Source organism: Nocardia sp. 2TAF39, from assembly GCF_052114905.1.
Lineage (GTDB): Bacteria > Actinomycetota > Actinomycetes > Mycobacteriales > Mycobacteriaceae > Nocardia.
Window position 1 is genome coordinate 1 of sequence record NZ_JBFRFQ010000043.1, and the last position, 20,891, is coordinate 20,891.

Genomic DNA, 20,891 nt, shown 5'->3' on the forward strand with positions numbered 1-20,891 from the left:
GCAAACCATATCGCCCAAGGTATTTTCGTTTTCGCCGACGGCACCGGACACGCGTTCACCATCCGACCCGATACCACCCACGGCATCGTGGCCCACCACCTCATCGAACACGACGGGCAATACCGGCAACAGACCATCGAAGGCTACGAGAACATCCAACGGTGGGCCGCATCCTATACCGAAGACACCGTGCAGGTACTGGCCGCGGAATTCTCCAACGGCATACCAGAGATCCCACTCCGACCACACGGCCCCAACAACATCCCCGAGAAACTCGAGAAGATCCAACTGTTCGGCAACCCACGGAACTGGATCTACGAGGCTAAAAGGCGGGCGGCGGCGTTGCGGAAACTCGGGCCTGCGCGGGAGCAGCGCGACGATACCCGGACCGCCGATGGGCTGGAGATTCCAGTCGGTTTGCGCCCCGTCTATCGCGCTTGGCGTGCCGAAGTTCGGGATGCGGCCCGGCAGGTGGCGGAGAGGCTCGAGGCTTTGCCGCCGGAAATCATTGCTGCGCTCACCGTCGACTACGGGCAGCTGTATGAGGACTTGATCGGGAGCGACTACGAGCAAGCCCTGGGAATACTGACGAGTGAGGTTCGCGGTGCAGTGTCGCGTGAAACCACAGCAGATCAGGACGTCGCCAGAGGTATCCGCTTGACCGGTACCTCGTTGGATGGTGCCCCCGTGACCTTCCAGTCCAGCCAAGTGAAACACCAGCCACTCGTCAGTGGTGATGGGACTGTGTTCGGAACGTTGCTCAGCGATCTCCCTGCAGCTGACGGGTATCCCGGCGATGCGGAATCATTCACGGAGTGGGCTGGCGGAGAAAGATACAGCGACTGGGTGCTACTCCCGCGCCACGTCCCACCAGATGACGAACGCGGTCATCCACAAGAATTCCGCGGGTCGGAGGAAGCGCCTTGGGCTGACGCAGTCGCAGAAGCGGAAGGACAGCCGCCAGCCGTCGCCGTTACACACGGTGTGGACGACGGAGACATCTTCGCGATCGATGTCGATACCGGTTCGGACGAGCAGCCCCAGTGGACGATGGTGCTACTCGATGGAGAGTCATTCGGGCGGCTACTCGAGTCCATCGACTACTTCGTACGTGCCGCGCAACAAGCTCCGGCGACGCTCTTTGTCTCGTGCAAAACAGCGATGCCCGGGGCGTCGGCGGCGCGAGAAGCTGCCGAGTACCTGCACAACAACGACGTAGTCCGAACTAACATCTATGCACCCACTGACCTGGTCTCACTGGTTAAGCGCGAGCAGGGGAAGCCCTACACCGACCTCGGTGTCGTTGCGAACTACGATTCGAACGGCAACCTGTTGCCACAGTTTGCCACTTTCCCCGCCCCCGAGAACCGAGCCACTCCGCGGCTCAACGAAACCCAATCCCCCACTGTGAGTCCGCGCTGGCGCAACGAAGTGGAAGACGTGGTCAGAGCCACCCGGCGGTGGCAACTGGCCGTGGCGCAAGTTCGGGATCTGGAGCAGCGCCTGGCATCCCACATCCCCTGGGTGGATTCCGAACGCGCCCAGCCGGAACCGGCGCTGCAGCCAGACGAGGGGCCCGGATCTCTCGACGAGCAGAACCAGGCTCGGGACCGAATGCGCGCCATCCAACAGGAATCCCGGACTCCGGCCGATTTTGAGCGAGCCTGGGAATGGAGCGGCCCGGTCCTGCAGGGGTTGATGATCGCCGCTATCCCCGATGCGGTCGCTCGCACTGAAGGCTTCCCCCTGGCGGCGCGGGACGCGGCCCGGCGGGTTTTCCTGCGTCGGGAAATCGATCGGCTCGAGGGGCTCAACCAGTTGGGTGTGCGCACCGAGCAGCAGCAAACGCAGCTGGCGGAGCTGCCAGAGCTGGCCGCCCAGGCGGAACTGCTTACTGCGGTGCAGCGTTGGGTCGCGCAGGTTCCGGGGAATCTGGATGTGCGGTTGCTCGATGCCGCGGGCGATATGTTGGTGATCGGGGATCCGGATGCGGTGCAGGAAATCGCTATCCATGCGGTGAACTCGGAATCCACTCAGGTGCCTTGGTATCGGCACGAAGCTGCCGCCAATGCCGTCGCCGATGTGGCGGCAGGCCGAGGCGAGGGCCGCAGCATCGCTGCTCGGGTCTGGGTCGGCAATAGCCAGGACCTGGCCGAGGCGATAGCCCGCCAGCAGGCGGCCCGCGAACGCGCGGGATTGCCCCCGCAGCGGGTGCGATTGATCGGTCACCCGGACGTCCCCGCGACCAGGAGGGATCCGCGGGTAGGACCGCGCCTGCTGGAGCAGGTCCTGGAGCACAGCTCATTGGTGCAGTACCGGGAACAGGGACGGCTCCTGATCGAGAGCCCAGGCAATGGCAGTGTGAATCGACAGATTTCACACCGGCTGGACGGCCTCACCTACAACTGTTTTCCGGAAGCGGCCCGGATCGCGCTGGACCGAGCCTTGGACGCTCGGTTGCGGGCGTTGCGGGTAGCGGGCGTGAACCCCGACACCGACTCGGTGGTTGCCGACCTGCGTCAGCGGATCGAGATGCTGAAGTTGATGTCCGCTCCGCATAACGGGGTATCCGGCGATTTCGGCGCTGTGCTGGTGGGCGCGGACTGGAATCCGGAGGGCTACGCGAACTTCGCCGAGCTGGCCGAAGACGTGCCCGACGGCGGCGTGATGATCGCGTCGGTGGCGTTCGACGGCTTCCAACGCGAAGGCGTGGTCGGTGCGCACGCGGTGGCGATCTACCGGCGCGGCGACCGGGTCATGGTGCACGACGGGGCCCGGCCGCCGGTCGAGTTCGAGTCGTGGCGCCAGGGGTTGTCCGGTGTGGTCGGCTTGCACGGCATCGTCTTCAACGCCGATGGGCAAGCAGCGATCCCACTTGCCCCCGGCGAACGGCCGCGGGGGGCGGGCAAGGCGTTCGCGATCGCGAACATGGGTGCGCGGGTGGACCACGCCGATCCGTCCGACGCCGCACCGCGTGGGCTCGAGCAGCTGCGGCATGGCGACCGCGACCGGGCACAAGTGTTGTTCTGGGGCCTGTACACCATTTTCACGCGTTTCGACGGCAATGTGGACGGCGACGGCAATGTGGACGGCGTTGGTCGCGTGGAGATGCTGCTTCAGCAGGATTCTTCGATGCGGGCCGCCTTTGTCGGCGATCTTGCCGCGGCTCGTGACCGGCTGGCGCGGGAAGCCGGAATTCCGCCCGAGATGTTGGCCGATGCGGTGTTGGCCGAGCAGGAGTTGGCCGATCTGAAAGAGCGGACCGACAGGTTCGAGGTGTCGGCCGAAACCGTGCGGCAGTTCGAGTGGCGACACGGTGCCATGCGCTTGCTTCAGGAACTCGACCGGATCGATCTTCGTGACCTGCTGATAACGCAATTGCCGGATGTGGTCAGAGAATCCTTGGCCCACGCACCAGAGGGCACGGATGCGTACAAACGGATAGTCGGTGACCTCCGCGCGCTCCATGATCTCGCCCGTGATCTGGAGCAGCTGGAGCCGATGGGGATACCGGAGCCGCCGCAGGTCCGCGGCGAAGACATCGTGGCCAAGTACCAGCTGAACCCGGACAGGACCCAGCAGAGCAGGGCCGCCCTCCAGAACCTGGACGAGGGGTATCGCCAGGCACGGCTGCTGTTGAGCAGCTTCCTGCTGACCGACACCGATCCGGCGGAGCTGTCCACGGACCAACTCGACGCGGAGATCGCGCGCATCGAAGACAGCCCTGTTGTCGACCGCGAGGCCGTGCGGAAACTGGCACGGGAGGTGGAGGAACGACGCGCGTTGCTGGACTGGGCCCACGCGGTCGAGGCGCACGCCGTGACGGAGCGGATGCTCAGCGACCTGTTGCACAGCAGGCTGGCCGATTTCGTCAAAGCCCCCGGGCGGCGTACCCCGGCCCGGCAGGGAGTGTTGAGCGCCGACCTGGTCCGAGCCCGCCACGATGCGATGGCGAAGTGGGCGTCGCAGGCCGTGACCCACCCGCCGATGACCGTGGACACGGCCTCGCTGACACCGGACGAGGCGGTGACGGCATGGCGGACGCGGCGCGAGCAGCTGGCCGCGGGGCTGCACAGGCGGTACGTCGGCCTGTCGTCGCTGACGGCCGAGCAGTTGCGCGACGAGTTCGAGCTCGCCATGGCGCTGGAGGAGTTGCAGGCGCGCGGGGCGAGTGTGGACGAACTTCGGCAGGTCCGAGAGCTGCACTCGCTCGACGACGCCATCGCGCAGATGGAGGGGCACCGGGCCCGGATCCGGGCGTTCGGCACGCTGTCGGGCGCGCTGCGTCGGGCGCACACCGAAAAATTCGGGGCGAGAATGCGGTTCGTCAACCTGCGCAATGCCCTGACGCCTCGCTTGTCGGCTGTCGACGCCGAGTTACTGGCGAGCCCGGCGACGGCGGGGGAGTCGTGGTTCACGCAGGTGGAAGAGCTTCGGCGGCGCAGTGAGCCGGGGCTGTCCGCTGCGTTGCGCGAGCTGATCGAAGCGGCCCGGGCACAACAGCATTGGGTGCGGGCAGTAGGTGAAATCGAACGGCACGCATATCAGCTCGAACGGTCGGCCCGGGAGCTGCTTTCCACCCAGCAATTGCTGGCCGCGTCACGCGGACTGCTCGAGGTGGTGATCGCCAAAGACGATGTCACGTTGGGCGACTGGGGGCCGGTTGAGCGGTGGCCCGCAAAGGCGGCCGAGCTGGCCGAGCGGCAGGCGCGGAAGGTGCTGACCGCGCTCAGACCGGACGGACGTGACCAGCTTCGGGTGTGGACGCCGGAGCAGTTGACCCCCGAGGTCGTGGAACGGGTGCTGCAGGACCCTTCGTATTCAGCGCAGCACTCGGCTGCGCGACGATTGCGGCAGCTCACCTTCGCGGTCCTGCAAGCGACATCGGCCGTCGACTCGGCGGTATCGGCGCCGCAACTCGAGCAATCCCTGACCAAGCGCCTGACCTCGGTCGAGATTCTTGTCACCCGGTTGCTCGACGATCCCGCGGGTCAGGGTCCGGCGGCGACCGGGCCGACCGACGGGGTGCGGCAAGATCCGGGCGTCCTGCCGGTCGGGCCGCCGGCCGGCGTCGCCGACGGCTCGACACCACCCCAGCACCCGACCGCACCCCAGGTGTTGCACCTGCTCGACGACACTCCGCAGCTGTGCGCGGGCGAGGGGCTGTGGTTCGGCGCGAGAATCCTCGGCCTGCCGATAGATCCGCCGTCCCTGCACGATCTGAAGCTGCGTGCCGAAGGCATGAGCCCGCAGGCGGTGGCGCGGGCAGCGGGTGCGAAATGGCAGCCGGGCGGGTTCGAGTCACTCGACGAGATGTACGTGCTCGCCCAGCAGGGTGAGGTGGTGCTGGGGGCGGTGGACTTCGGGGACGCCGGCGCGCACATGTTCGTGGTGTACCGGGGTTCCGACGGCGAAGTGTGGGTGCACGAACGCGTCGGCCACAAGGTCCACGACGTGCGGTTCGACGAATGGGACAAACCCGAAGGCCCGCTGTACGGCATCGTTTTCGACAAGCACCGCAAGCCGGTGCACCCACTGCAGCCGGGCGAACAGCCGCAGGACAACCCCGGGGTGGACCATCCGGAACGCAACCTGGGCCGCCGGTTCAACGACAGCGGTGCCGACCCACCGGAACAACCGGAGCCCGACGATCCAAGCGCGTCGGACCCCACGCCGACGCTGGGCGCCGGCTCGGACCACCCGTCGCTGGCGTGGCTGGACTCCAAAAACGTCCGCATCGGCAGGCATCCTGTCGACGGGACGGGGGCGCTCTGGCTCACCGATGTTGCGGACATCCCGGAATCGTTCACACCCGACGGGGTCCTGCAGATGCGTGGCGTGAATGCCGACGAGGTGTTCCCCATGGAAGCCTTCCGCTTCCTGCTGCGTGTCGGGGGTATCGAGACCATGCCGACCGGCGTGGCAGTTGCCCTGACCCTGGATGTCGGTGGTGGGGCGACAGCGCGGATCGTGCTGGAACTGCACCGTGAGGACGGGCGGGTCGTCGCGCGTTACCGGCAGGTCGAGCTGGGCGCCGACGCGCGTATCGTCCCGGCGGTGGGACGGCTGCACGACCGGCTCACCGAGTGGCTGACCGGATCGGATGCGGTCTGGGCCGCGGACAGCGAAACGGCACCTACCGATCGGCCGGGCCCGGATGACTCGGCGGCGTGGAAATCCAGGCCGAGGCATTCGGTGATGGTGACCAATTCCGCCTACGACCTCGGGGCCGGGCGCAGTCCGGTGTGGAACATGCTGGCCGGGTCGTTGCTCGGCTGGTCACCGTGGAATGCCACCGACGTCATCGGCGAAATCGACGAGACCTTCGCCGCTATGCGGCATTCCGGCAGTGGCGATGTCGTGGTGCAGGTGCATGCGGTCGCCGACCGGCTGCGGGTGACCTTGTCGGACCGCGGCAGTGCGCTCATCGGTACCGCGGAACAACCGCAGGAGCGGCGGCAGTGGTTCCGTTCCGGGATGGAGCGGACCGAATCGGGGCGGGAGGTCTGGTTCGAGATCGACACCGATTCGCCGGAACTCGTTCCGCTGGTGCGCGACGCTCTGCAACGGGCGGGCAAACAGTCCATGGAACAGCTGCTGGATCCGATCGGGAAGGGGCAGCTGGATGTCGCCTCGGCCCGCAGCCTCGGCCAGGTGGTCACGCAGTTGTGGCAGACGGCGGAAGCCGCCGGGCTGCAGGCGGAACTGCTGCGCCGGTATCCGGAGCTACGGCAGGCGATCGCGGTTGTGCCCCCTGACGTCCTGGACCCGCAGGTGCAGGACGAGTTGCGGGCGGTCGACGAGGAGCTGGTGTCGACGATCCCGGACACCTTGCGTGATGCGGTCCCCGGCGAGCAGGTGCGCCTGTTGTCGATCGAGCACCTGCGGGATGTGGGTGACCGGGGCGAGGAGGTAGCGGTCGGTGGGCGTCGGCGGGTCCGGATGGGTGTCGGTGACATCGCGGATGCCGACACCCTGCTCTGGTTCCAGGCCGGCGCGGTGTCCGATCAGCACGGAATCGACCGGGCCATGATCGAGGCCGCCGGAATGCTGCGCAGCCGGCAGAGATCCGGCAACGGCACGGTGGCGATGATCGTGACCGTCGACTACGACTTCGCCACTGGTGCAGCCGCACACAGCGAGTGGGACGAGCGCACCAGCTGGCAAGAAGTGCTGGACGCTCGTGACAAACGGGATGCAGAGCAGCTGGTGCAGCACGTCGCGATGGCGAACGCGGCCTACGAGACTCGCCACGAGGGGCAGCGGCGGCCGACCGTGGTGCTGTACGGCCGCCGCGGCGGCAGCGATGTGGTCGAGATCGCCGCGCGGAGCCTGGCAGGCGAGTACCAGTCGAGGCATGTCGACGACCCGTGGGATCCGAAGCAGGTGCTGCAGCAGATCGCGCTGGATCCCACGATCGACGCCGAAACACTGGATCAGGCACGCGAGTTGGCCCGAGAGCTGCGCGACGGACTGGGGACGAAGCCCACCGCGTGGGAGCTCATGGAGGTGCTGCGTTGGCGCAGGCGTGGCCCGCAGGTGCTGAAACTCGTCGCCATGGTCGCTTCCGATCTGGTTGCGGGGTTGCCGGGCGCGCCGATTTCAGCTCGCAACATCGCCGCCATACTGCGCCACGCAGAACACCTGCAATGGGCGTCCGACCTCGATGAGCAACCCGACAGCACGGCCGAAGATTGGCGGGAACAGGCCCGGCTGGAGGGTTTCGACAAGTTGTTGCGGTTGTTCATCCGCTCGGTCGACCGGCTGCCAGGTTCCCCCGAGGTGTCGGTGCTGGAATCGGCGGGCTTGACGCTCGCCATCGGCGATACCGATAACGCCACAACTCTTTTCGTGTCGACGTTCATCGGGACCGAGTGGTATGACGCGGTGCAACAGACCGTGCGAGGGCACCAGCGGCGCATGACGCAAGACCCGAAGATGGTGACGCTGCTGAGCGCGGGCGACAATGTGCAGGAGCTGCTCGACGAGGTAACGCCGGTCTTCGAAGCCAAGGCCTTGGCGGCCGTCCTGTCGGGCAAGTCGCTCCCGGATATCTCGGTGGGGCCGCTGCGCGGGTCTGGTGCGCGTGAATCGGAAAAGCTGGCCACCACGGCGATTCTGGCCTCGGCACGGCGCACCACCGCGGTTGCCGAGCTGATCGGCGCGGCCGCAGCGGTCGGAATGAACTGGGCGGAACTGGTGGAACCGGGCGCCGGACGCGGCGACCTGAACACCCGGATGGCCGCCGAGCGTGCCGAGTTCGCCGACGTACTGGCCAGGCGCCGGCTCGGCGAGAATGCTCCGCCGCAGCTGATTGCCGAGGAGCGGAAACAGCTGGCGGCGATGCTGGCCGACCCGCTGCTGGCCGAGCAGGAGTTGGACGACCCGGCCTGGCTGCTGGCGAACTCGGAACAGACCGAGGCGCAGGCGAAATTCCGGCGCTGGCACCGGCTGGCGACCCTGGTCGCGGACATCGACCGCTACGGCACTCGGATGCGCCGGCTCTCCCGGCTGGACGCGGCATTGCGAGAGATGGAGCCGGGCGCGATGAAGTTGTCCGAGCGGGGGGACACCGAGAACGACTGGGAGCGGTTCACCCAGCAGGCCACGGAGCTGTCCGCGCTGGCGATGGAACTGAACGAGGCCGAAGAGAGGCAGCCGGAGGCAGGGGAACCGGAAGGCCGGTCCCGGATCGCCGTGCGCCTGTTGCGTGATCTGTTCGACAACCGGTTGGATCAGATCACCCAGCAGCTGGAGGAACGCCCCGTCACGGAGCCGATCCGGTTCGGCGATCACCTGAACACGCTGTACCATGAGGCCGCGGACCGGGCGTGGCAGCTGCGGGAACCCCATCCGTCACAGCCGCACCTGGATCCACGCGAGCTGACCGCGGACGATCTGGCACCACAGCACCGCCGCCGGGATGCGCTCGCCGCGCAGATCGCCAATTGGCTGGGAATCTCCCCGGAATCGTTGTCCCGGCATCGGGTGGCTGCCATGTCGGCCACGGAACTACCTGCGCAGCTGCAGGATCTCGCGCACGACGAGGCCGATGTAGCGGTGGCCCGGGAGCTGTTGCAGCTCAATGCCTTCCTTACCCATGTCGAGGAATTCCGGACGGCGAACCGCCGGTCCGAGCAGATGGCCGACCTGGAGCGCAGGCTGCTGGGCACCAAGGACCAAATGCTCACGGCCAAACGGCAGTTCTACCGAGAACTGAGACAACTCGTCGAGGATTTCCCGGCCGATTCCGAATACCTGCACTGGGGACCGGACGCCCGGCAGCAGCTCACCGATCGGCTGGCGGTCGAGATCGAGTCTCCGCTCGGGACATCCCGGCGAACCGACCGGCTGAACATCATGCTCGAGTTCGCCGAGACTCACGCTCGGCTGGAACAACAGCTCGAGGTGCTGGTCGCGGAGACCCGGCAACTGGAAGCACTGGCGGGTGACCGTGCCGTCGCCGTTGTCGCTGGACAGCCCGACCTTGTCGCCGACCTCGATGGGCAGATCGACATCGCACTCGAGCGGGTCACCACGACACCGCTCGAAGTACAGGTCGCGCTGCGCACGCAGGCGCCGCCCGCCCCTACTGACGGAATGACGGACAAGCCCACCGCGTCGCCCACCGATCTGCTGGCTGCGGCGCTGCTGTCGGATGTTTTCGACGGTGCCGAGGTTGCCGACGGCGCCGCGGAATGGTCCGGGTTCCCCAGTGACGCGCAGACAGAGCACTTGGACGGGGTACCGAAGCTCTGCGCTGCCGACGCGATGTGGTTCGTCACGGAGGTTTTCGGTGTCGAAGGCATCGACCTGCCGTCGATGTTCGACACCGCGATCCATGCCGACGGCATGCGGCCTTCCGACATCGCCCGGCGGATGGGCGCCAAGTGGCATGAGAACGGTTTCGAGAACATCGAGCAGATGCGCGAGCTGGCCGCGAGCGGCGAGATCGTGCTGGGCACCGTCACCCACGGCCGCACCGGTGCGCACATGTTCGTGCTCTACCGGGGCAAGGACGGCCGGGTGTGGGTGCACGAGCGCAAGGGACACGAGGTCGTCGATGTCCCATTCGCGAAGTGGGACAAGCCGAGCTGGAAGCTGCACGCCATCCGGCTGGTCCAGGACCAGGACGGCAACTGGGGGCCGCAGCGCCCGATGGGCGAGGGGGAGCCCGCCGGTCGCCCGTTCCACGACATGCCCGGCGTGGTGGACGAGCAGGGCGAGTTGGTTCAGGTGCCGGTGGCCGGGGATCCGGAGCCGGACACGGCCCGCCGGTTGCAGCTAGCGGCCGCGTTGGCCGAGGCAGGGTTGACGGTCGACGACCTGGTCCACGACGGGGCAACCCGGATCGATGTAGCCGCGGCGCGCGAGACGGCGCACAAGGCGACAAATTTCTGGGACAACTCGACCGAAACGACGCGCGTCGATCTGGGAGAAATATTTCCGGAGATTAACGACACCACCGAGGTCCGGCCCAGCAGTGACCACCGTGACGGCAACCTCGATCGACTGAATGAGGAATACAACGAACTAGCCTCCCGCAGGAGCAGACTCGACGCCACCGAGCATGCCCGGCTGATGGAGCTGGATGCCATGCAGCAGGCGCTGAAAGAGGTCCACAAGCGGGCCGAGGACATGGGCCTGCCGATGCATCTGGTGTCCTACCCGGCGGCCGGGGACGCTGCGAAGGCGTTGGTGGTCGAGCTCGGTGACCGGAAAGCCGCCGCAGGTCACCAGGTGTGGTTCGTTTCGCGGGACGCAGCGGATTATGGTGCGCTGAATGCGCTGAACGGAATCGTCGACGAGTTCACCGATCTCGCCGAGGCCGAGAACGTGCCTGGCCGGTCCACCTCGATCATCGGGGTGCTGCGCTACGGTGGCGCCGCGGGTGTGGATGTCGCGGCCAGTACGGAGTCGGTGGCCGAGGGGCTGGTGCACCGGATCACCTTCTCCCAGGTCGCGCACGAACAGCGGGCGCCCTACCAGTCGCCGCCGACCGTCGAGATCGTGCACCAGGGCGACGGATCCGCGGTGTGGGCGGCAGTGGCCGACCGGCTGCCCGCCATGGGTGTCGATCCCGACCAGGTGCTGGCCAGGGCCGAGCGGTGGGTGCGGGCGCTGCCCGGCGCACCGGAACTGCAGGTACGCTCCCGCCAGCCCGAGCTGGTCGCCGCGGTCGGCGACCCGAGTACCGCCGACCACGTGGTGGTGTTGCTCGACGCGCAGAACATGGCGGAGTCACTGCGCACTGGCCTGCGTGATGCGGTTGGACGGTATGCGACCGAGCACCAGGCGCATCCGGACGAGACGACCGCAGTGGTGGTGGTGCAGGGCGGCGACCCGGGCCGAGTGGCCGGCGTGCTCGCCGGCTTGGCCGAGCAGCGGGCCACAGCTGGCCGGATCAGGTTGCACGGCGAACGTGGCTTGCTGAAAACCGTGTTGGCCGACGAACGGTTGACCCAGCACCGCGACGCGTTCACCCGTGAGCCGGGCAAGGTCCGGCAGTTCATCGACACGGCGCGGAAACTGGTGCAGGAGCGGTCTTCCCGCCCTGGTATGCAACCGGTCACCACGTTGGTCACGCCGGGGACGTTCCTGGACTTGGTGCGTCGCACCGACGTCGATCCCCAACGCGGGCGGCGTATCGAGATGCTGGAATCGATGCTGCACCAGGGGTGGGCGCGGGTTGAGCTGCGCATGCTCGCCTTTGAGGAATACCAGCAGCTCTCGAGCCTGATGCCTCGGCTGGACGCCACTGCCGAGTTGGCCAACAACTGGCGGATGAATTTGCACGACGCCCGAGACATCGCCGCCGAAGTGAAAGCGGACCGGAAACTACAAGAGACCAACGCGAAGTTGGACGAGCTGCTGGAGGAGGCGTTGCTGACCGCGGGCCAGTTGGGGCTGCGCGCCGACCCGCACCAGTTCTCGACCGTGCCGCGCGACGGTGCACTCACACAGGCGATGAAAAACAGCGCGCGAGAGCGCCGCGATTTGTACGTACTGTCCGGGCAGCGCGAACAGCCGCTCGGTACCCCAACAGATCTTGCCCGTGAACGGCGGTTCCTGGCCGACATGCTGGCGCCGATCGGTGTGAAGGTCGATCAGTTGACTCCGATCAGGGTCGCGCAGCTGGTCGACCTGTGGGAGAAACAAAACCAACGTGAAAATGTCAAGCTGGCCAAGGAAATCCAGGTACTGGACGCACGGATAGTCCTTTCGACGCAGTACTCCGCGGCGGTGCAACAGCTCGACGGCATCGGCCGGTTGCAGGCAGCCCTGCGCCAGGCCCAGGCACACGTGGCGGAAGCGGACACCCGCCTCGATGATCTGTGCAACGCCTACCGGCGGCACCCCGAATACGACATTTTCCCGCTTCCCGACGGACCACTGTCAACCACGCAACTGGCCGAAGTCGCCGCCGCCATGCGCGAGTACTCCACTACGCAACACCAGTTCGCCAGATTTGCTGAGCGGCTCGGCGACCTGAAGCAGATGCTCGAGGTCGCCGGGCACCGAGACAAGTGGTTGGCCAAGGCGTCGGCGTTGCAACAGCTGGTCGGCCGGATGGAAATCCTGGCCGGGGAGCAGTTGCGCGTGCAGTCGGCCCTGGTGCCGGCCGAATCGGCGATCAGGACATCGCGCCTCACCTATGAGATGGGCGAATTCTATTGGCTGACACAGCGATCCGGGCGCACCGACCTGCTGAAGGCGCTGGTGATGGACCCGGTCAACGCCATGCGGCTGGAGTTGCGCGAGCTGCTGGAGAACTCGATCACCGTCGACACTGCGGCCGCACAGCTCGCCCGCATCGACGCGGCCATGGCGGAGGGCTTCGGGGCGAAGCTCGACGCTGTGCTCGTCGAAGACCGCCCCCCAGCGGATGTCTTCGGTCATGAGCCCCCGGATTCCGACACCAGCCGGCATCTGCGGGGCGACGAGCTGACCTGCCTGTTGGATGCCACCGACGCCGCCAACGCCAAAGTCGGCAAACCGCCGTTGTCGGCGGAGCAACGGCTCCGGCTCCGGTCCGGCCTGCCCGGGACCGATGCCAGGGCGGCGCCGGAGATCGTCGGATCCGACTGGGAAGAGCACGGTTTCGAATCGTTCGAGGCGCTGCACGACCGCGTGCTGTCCACCGGGGATGTGGTGGTCGCGGTGCTCGGCTACCGCGGTTTCGACAATCCGAACGAGGTCGGCTCGCACGCGGTGACCGTGTACCGAGACGGCGACACCGTGATGGTGATCGACAACGGCCAGGAGGCCGAGTTCCGGGCGTGGAAGTCCCGCCAGAGCGGCGTGGACAGCCTGGCAGGCATGGCGCTGAAGGCCGGCGGGAGGGCGTCCCGGCCGCTCGGCCCGGACGGCAAGTCGCAGGCGGTCGCGGGGCTGGACTTCAAGAACGTCCGCATCGGCGCCCAGCTGGTCGGGCCGCGCCTCGAACCACACCCGGCACTGCCGACCGTCGATCGCGGCTACACCGATGCGGACCGGGAAGCCGCGGGCGCGGCGTGGCGGGGTCTGCTGCGGTTGGTGGACAGGACGGTTGCCGCCGCCGAGGCCGACGGCCGGTTCGACGAGCTGCCGGCCGTAGCGCGGGCCGCGGCGCGTCGCCGGCTGCGGCTGCGGCAGATCGAAGATCGTTGGAACTCCGGTAAATTCGCCGGAAACCGAGAAGCAGTCTTGCAGACAATGGCCGACGAGCTGGCCGGTCAGGACCTTCCGGACGCGCTGCGCGACGCGGTGAACCGGATGCGGCTGGCGCAGGAACGCGAACTGTTGCATGGTGCGGAACGCACCGAGGCGAACGCGGCGCGGCTGGCGGAACTGGACGCGTGGGCGGACCGGCTGTTCGTCGCTACTCGGTGGGCCGCGGACCTGCCCGGCCAGGTGCCGGTGCTGCTGTTGGAATTCCCGGGATCCGGTGAGCCGGGGACTCCGATACTCGTGGTCGGTGACGTGCGCACGGCTGAGAAACTGTTTGTGCAGGTAGCCGACGGCCCGGTCCTGCCGCGGCCCGTCGCCGACGAAGACGGCTTCCCGGTCGCGGATCCAGACCTGGCTGCGGTGATGAGCGAGATGACACCGGTGTATCCCGGTGATTCGTCAGCGGCGGTGCTGTCCTACCCGGCGGATGCCGCCACGCTGTTCGCTCAGGTCACCGAGCTCATGGAGACCCGGGCCGATGCCGCACCGACACCGCATTCCATCCTCCTCATGCACACCAGCGAACAGGCCAAGGCTCTCGCATTCGGTGCGGCCCGGATGTCCGGGCCCAACTGGCAGTTGATGTCGGTACCGCTGCTGGTCAGCCCCTTCGATCCCGTCGGCAGGGTACGAGTGCCACCGCACCACTCGCACACCTCGCCGGTGGAGCTGGAGGGTGAACAGGAGTACGCACCGAAAGACCCGAACGAGGTAGTGCTCACTGCCGTGGCCTGGGCCGGAATGCGCAGGATCCAGGACATGCTGGTGCGACCCGGCAGCGATCTCGACGCGGTGCGGCGGCGGGCGGTGGCCAATGATCGGGCCTGGCGTACTTGGCCGCCGTATGTGCACCGGATTTTGTTGGAACTCCATCCGGATGTCTTGGCCGAAGCCCCCGGATTGCCCGCCGCGGTAGGCAACCTGGCCGGGCAACGTGTCCTGGACGCCGAGCGGTTCGGCGACCGAGCAGAGCGGGACCAGCGGTGGGCCGCCGGACGTCAGGCGATCGACGATGTGCTGCAGTTCATGTCCGAACTCGAAGCGCCGGTACAGCGACTGTCGCACCGGGTGGACGGTGACGAGCAGCAGCTGACCGTGGCGATCGGCAAGAACCCGGACACCGCGAAGCGGGTGTATTGGGCTGTGTTCGACGAGCCCGAGCTGCCGAGTGCTCTGGCCGCGGCCGCCGAATTGTTCGCCGAGGCGGGTGACGACGACACCGTGGTGATCGCGGTACTGCGTGGGCAGGGCCGCAGCCCTGTCACCTCGGCCGAAGACCGGGCCGCCGCAGACGCGACCGAGCTGACACGTCAGCTTGTGGCCTACAACGCCATGCGCCGCGCACGCGACCCGTACGGGCGCAGACCGGAAAACCGGATCACCGGCACCCCGGGCGGTTCCGAGGCGGTCTTCCACCTGTCGCCGGACCAGGGCATGACGGCCGAGGTCGATGCGGTACCGACCCGAGCGGAATGGGAGATCCGCGGCAGGCTCGTGGCCGCGCGCGCCGACTACCAGCAGGCTGCCGACAGCATCGCCGATCTGGTCGGTCAGCTGCAAGGGCTCCCGGTCGAGGTCGCTGCGGCCGAACTGACACCGGACCTGGTCTTCGAGACGATCGACCGATTGTCGACCCAGGCGACCGGCTCGGCCAACGAGGCGACACTGTCCGGCCTGTTCCAGGACGCGCTCCGGCTGTTGTCGGCGGACGCGGAAGTACGCCGGTTCGCCGAACATCTGGCCGCCGAGCACGGCCTCGATCACTGGGGGACGCCCGAGGCGGCACGGCAGCTGACCGCACTACAGGCTCGGCGTCTGGTGCGAGGCGTCCAGGTTGTGGATGCCATCCGGGGGCTGGCCCGTGACATGGCGATCGATGAGTTCGACGAGCTGAGCCTGGACGACCTGTCGCCGCAGCGGATGCGTGAGACCCTCACCGTCCTGCTGGGGCGGTCTGTGGACGACAGCGACCGGGTGCGGATCGCCGAATTCGTCGAAGCGATTCCGGATTTCGTGGTCCTGGATACCGAGATTCGGCACCTGCAAAGCCGGGCGCAGGTCGTGGGTGTCGACACCCTGCTCAACCAGATGCGCGAGGCGTACGCGTCCCGTGCATCCGCCCGCCGAGACCTGGCCGGGCTGGGGCGGGTGCCCGAGCTCACCGACCCGACGGCGTTGCGTGCGGCTCGTGCCGAGCGGGCCGCGTTGCACCGGGAGTTGGTCGCACGCCTGTCGCTGTCGTCGGCACAGTTGACCGAGGCGGAACTGCAACGGCAACTGGGTGCTTTGGGCAGCACTCCAGGGGCGTTCGTCACCCGGCAGTTGGCCACGAAGTATCGAACTCAGCGTGCTCGGGTCGAGGCGGTCGAGGCGTACCTGGCGGTCGACCGCCGCTTCACCTGGTTGCTGCACCGGGCTCGGCTGCTCGATGGGCTCTCGCGCAGCCGTGGCGGCGCGGAAGTCGTCGACCTCGACACCGCGGTGGCCCCGGCCGGCTCCGATACCGCCACCCGGCTCGCCCGAATCGACGAGCAGATCCAGGACATCCTGGCCGAGATCACCGAACAGTTCGAACCGTGGGTTCCGACCACCGATGCGCCGCAGCATCCCTTGCACACGGGTGTGCCGGACTGCGCACGGGTGGCAGTGGACCGGCTTGTGAAATTCCGGCAGCGTCACCGCAAGCTGCCGCAGGATTGGTCCACGGCGGTGATGGTCGAGCACCAGGGCCTGGCCGGGGTGCCTGAATGGGCGGCCGCCGAGGCCGCGGACACGGACTGGCAACACTTCTCGTCACTGCGTGCGCTCATCAACCATGTGAGCGAGCACGGCGGTGCGGCCGCGGGCGCCATGGTGTTCCGGCACGGGGGCCGCGCGGGCGGGCACATGTTCGAGGTGGAGCTCGACGACGACGGTCACTTGGTTGTGCACGAGTGGGTCGGCAACGAGGAGCGAATCTTCCGCGACGGCGAAGTGCGCCAGTGGCTGCGCGAGCGTGAGCGGCTGGGCATCCTGAGGGTGAAAGCCCTCGTCGCCGACGCCGAAGGCGACGCCGCTGTCCCGTTCGTGAAAGGCGACCGGCTGGCCGGCGCTGACGACCGGCTCGACGTCATGCTGGCCGGGCTTCCGCAGGACCAGGACCCGTCGCGTTCCGCCGAACGCGACCGGGAAAACCGGGGCGCGTTGCGGGAGCAGCGCAATCAGCTTGCCAATCAACAGGTTTCGTCGTACGGGCGAGAGCTCGGGGCGGTGGATATCCTGTCGATGGAGGTCGACGAGGTTGTCGAGCGCAAAGGTCTCGGGCCGGCCCGGCTGCTGGAGTACAACCGGCACGATCGAGACGGCGATCGAGGCCGGGTCCTCTTCCAGTACGGCGACCCGACAACCGCGGACACCGTGCTCGCCGTCGTGGCCGACACCGCCACCTCTATCGAAGAGCTGTTGAGGTATCCGGACGAGGTCGCTGAGCAGATCGAGTGGTCCGCGAGCGGTTCGGTGGCGGTGTATGTGCTGTACCGCCACGACGACGATGACGCCGCCCACGGACGGGCACCCTATGACACCGATCTGGACACCGCCGACGCGACGGTGTTGGTCCGTGAGCTGGAACAGATGCACGGGGCACGCCCGTCGAACCGCAAGCCGTCGATCGAACTCGTCAGTATGGGCGAGGACGGTCCCGCCGTGACAGAAGCTGCGCGGGAGCAGTTGGCGGCCAAGGGGATCGGCGCGGTCGTCGGGGAGCCGCCCGCCAGGGTGATGGCCGTCGCCCCTCCGGCGCATCTCAGCCTTTTCCGACCGGACCGGGGCCCGGAGTTGGCCCTGGAACTGCAGTTCCTCGACAACCCGGCCGAGGCGCTGCAGTGGCTGAACAGTCTTACGCCTGAAGAGTTGAAGATGCTCGCCGAGGCGGCGCCCGAGCTGCTGGCCGACCGCGACGGCGTGGTAGGCACCGAGCGCTCCGACGCGGTGCGGTCGCAGCTGCGGGCGAGACTCGAAGACCGGCGCGCACACGGCGACACCGCGGAAACCCGGCGGCTGCATGCCATCGCTGCGGACCTGCGCCGCGCCGCCTGGCGGGCCCGCCGGGCGTTCACGAATTCCGACCAGGACGAGAGCCGTGATCTCAGGGCCCCCATCGTCCGGCCGTTGGCGTTGCCGCTGCAGGAAGCACCTGACAGCCGCTCGTTCGCGCTGATCGACGGTGGGCCCGACACCGAAGCGATCACCGTGTTCGTCACCGCCGGGCCTGCGAACCCGGACATGCTGCGGGTCGGGCTGTACCAGGCGCACGAACATTTCGTCGCTCGACAGGCACAGGGGATGCACCATCGGGCGCACACCGCGGTGGTGTGGCAGGGCATCGACGCCGCCCGGCTGGCCCGCGACCTGGCCACCGTGGCCGCCGGACATCCCGGCGCACCGATCAGCTTCGTCGTCGACGGAGCGGCCAGTGCCGCGCTGGTGGACGAGGCATTGGCCGACGAGCGGATGACCGTGCGCCGCAAACAGTTCGAAACCGACGCCACCGGCGCTGTCGAAATGGTCCGTCGACCCCCGCCGCTTTCCCCGGCCCAAGAGGCGTTCCTGGCTGCTGCTGCTGCTGCCCAGCTCGGCGAGCTGGCAGCGCCGGATGAGTCGGGTGAGCTGGCTGCCATGCGGGCGCAGGTGCAGCGCGTCCCTTCGGTCGGCGAACAGGCGGTGTTGCCGCAGCTGCCTGAGGACCTGGTTACGGTGCAAGTACGCGCGAATGCGTTGTTGTACCGGTTGTTCGGCGGCGAAGTGGTGGTCGACGCCGACGAGTTCGAGGCGAAGTGGCGGACGCTGAGTCTGGACGAGCGCTGGGTGCTGGTGGAAGGGGCGCCCGAAGAACTCGCCGAGCGGCCGGGGGTTCCGGCGCGGTGGCGCAACCGCGCCAACCGGATGCTGCTCGCTCAGCGACTCGAATTCCTGCGGGGTGAGCAAGCGGCGGGCAATATCGACCGGATCCCCAACGGCACAGCAGAACTAGCGCTGCTGGAAGACCGGGTATTGGCGTTGGAAGCCGCCGAACGCCGCGCCGCGACCTTGCCCGGCCATCCCCCGGTGCACGTGTTGTCGCTGGGTGTTGATCTACCGGCGCTGGGCTTGGTGGACAACAGCCGTCCCAAGCGGCTGATCGCCGCGTTCGGCGATGTGGACACGGCGAGCCGGATCACAATGACCGTGGCGGGTCGCCTGGGGTCGGTGTCACTGGCGGAGGCGATGGACGCTGCCGCGGACGCTTTCGACCCGAGTGGGACACAGGCATCGGTCGTGTATATCGGTGCCCACGGGCTGGCGTCGATGGCAGGCCTGGAGTTGGCTCGCGACCTGGAAAACATGATGGGAGTGCAGCGCCACTACCGGCGTCCGGGACTCGGCTGGAGCATGGCGGAGCTCGAGGTGGATGCGTTGCCCGTCGGCCAGGACATCCTCGACTCCGCGCGGACCTACGCGGCATTGCTGCCGTCCGGCATCGACCTCGAGGGACGCCCTCCCGGCCTGGAATCCGGTGACGGTGCGGCCGGGCACCGGTCGCCGGACACCGACGACCTCACGCAGTTGGACCAGCTACTCGAGGGTGTTTCGGCCAACTGCACCTCTTACGTCGTCCGTTCCCAACGCGAAACCTGGCCGGATTTGGAACTGCCCGAGGTGCCGGACGCCGGTATCCACGGCCGCTCGGACGCCGAACTCGCCGACCTGCTGCAGGCCGGTTGGCACGACGAGGTTTTCCACAACGACACGGACGGGCCCGCCGCGCACGACAAGATCGACGCGATCCTGCGCGACCTGGGTCCGGGCGCCACCGCTGTGGTGGTCGATGAATACGCCCACTTCGACCCGAATAAACCGGAGAAGGTCGGCTCACACGTCCACGAGCGGTACGTCGCCGCCGACGGCGTGACGGTGCTGGTCCGCAACTGGAAGCACACTCCGGCCGACCCCCGCGCCATCGGGCGGCCCACCGCTACTCCCGACACCGAGGCGCCTCCTACAGAAGGTGTGCGGGAAAGCACCGTTATCTTCCGCCGTGGCGATGGTGCCGCGACGGTGGAATACGGCCCGGATACCGCCCACGCTCCCGGTGCCACGCCGCGGACCCGGATCGGGCAGGAACCGGAGATGGGTGGTGCCGACGTGGCGGCGCTGTTGGCCGCGGCGCGGGATGAGGGCAACACCGCGGCACGGGAGGGGTTGCGGAATGAGTTCGGGCGTGATGTTTTTCGGCATGTTCGTGGTCGGCTGGGGGAGCCGCCTGCGCGGCAGGGGATCCAGCAGCGGTTGACGGGGTCGGCACAGGAGATCCAGCAGCGGCTGCGGGAGCTGGCACAGGGGATCAACCGTGAGGTGTTCGCGGAAGCCGATCGCCGCGGGTGGGACGTCCCCGAGGGGCAGAATGTCGGCACATGGCTGCGCGGGGTCGCCACGGATGTCATCGACCGCATCCGGTACGAACGAATTCGTACACAAGCCTTGGAAGTGATGCGGGCGCAAGGGATACCCGAGTCGGCTCCGGTGTTCCGGGCCGTGGCGGAGGCGAGCCAGGAACAGTTCTACGGCGGCCTGCGGCAGCTGTCCGATCTCCACCGGCAATGGCTGATGCGGAGATTCTGGTTGGGTCTCACGCCGTCCCAGGCCGCGGTAGTGCCACAGTTCGCACAGTACGGCTCGGTCGCGCTCGGCAACCTGGAAGACGTCGCTGTCAACCGGTTGGCGCGGGAGGTTGCGATCGAAGCCGAAGCGGACATGTCCGACCTGGATACCGCTCAGCTCCCGTCGCAGGGTTCGCCGGAGTACGACCAGCTGCTGCGGCGGCTGCCCGCGAAAATCCGCCGCATGCTTGTCGACGGTCTCGAGCCGCTGCTGGCGGCCCTCGACGAGCTGCCCACCGACGCCCAGCAGGAATTCGCCAGGGCGCTATACCTGCAGGGACAATCCGCGGCCGAGATCGGCGCGGCGATGGACCTGCATCCCAACACCGTTACCCGCCTGGAAAAGCGAGTTCCCGAACTTCTGGTCGGGTTGATGACCCGTGGTCCGGTGTTCCGGTTGGGGGTGGATGAGCTTCCGCCGGAAGGTTCTTCGGGGTACGACACGCTGTGGGCGGCCGTGCAGCGTCGGCTTCCAGCCGAGATCCGTGCGGTGGCTGCTGATCT

General features: G+C 67.6%; 1 protein-coding gene (running past one end of the window). It reads left to right on the forward strand.

Annotated features, from left to right (window positions below):
- The coding region annotated (locus AB4Z47_RS23730) for an MFS transporter (RefSeq protein ID WP_441953649.1) crosses the window boundary (this coding region is incomplete at both ends): on the forward strand, nt 1–20,891 show 20,891 of its 63,548 nt. Its footprint extends 42,657 nt past the window's final position.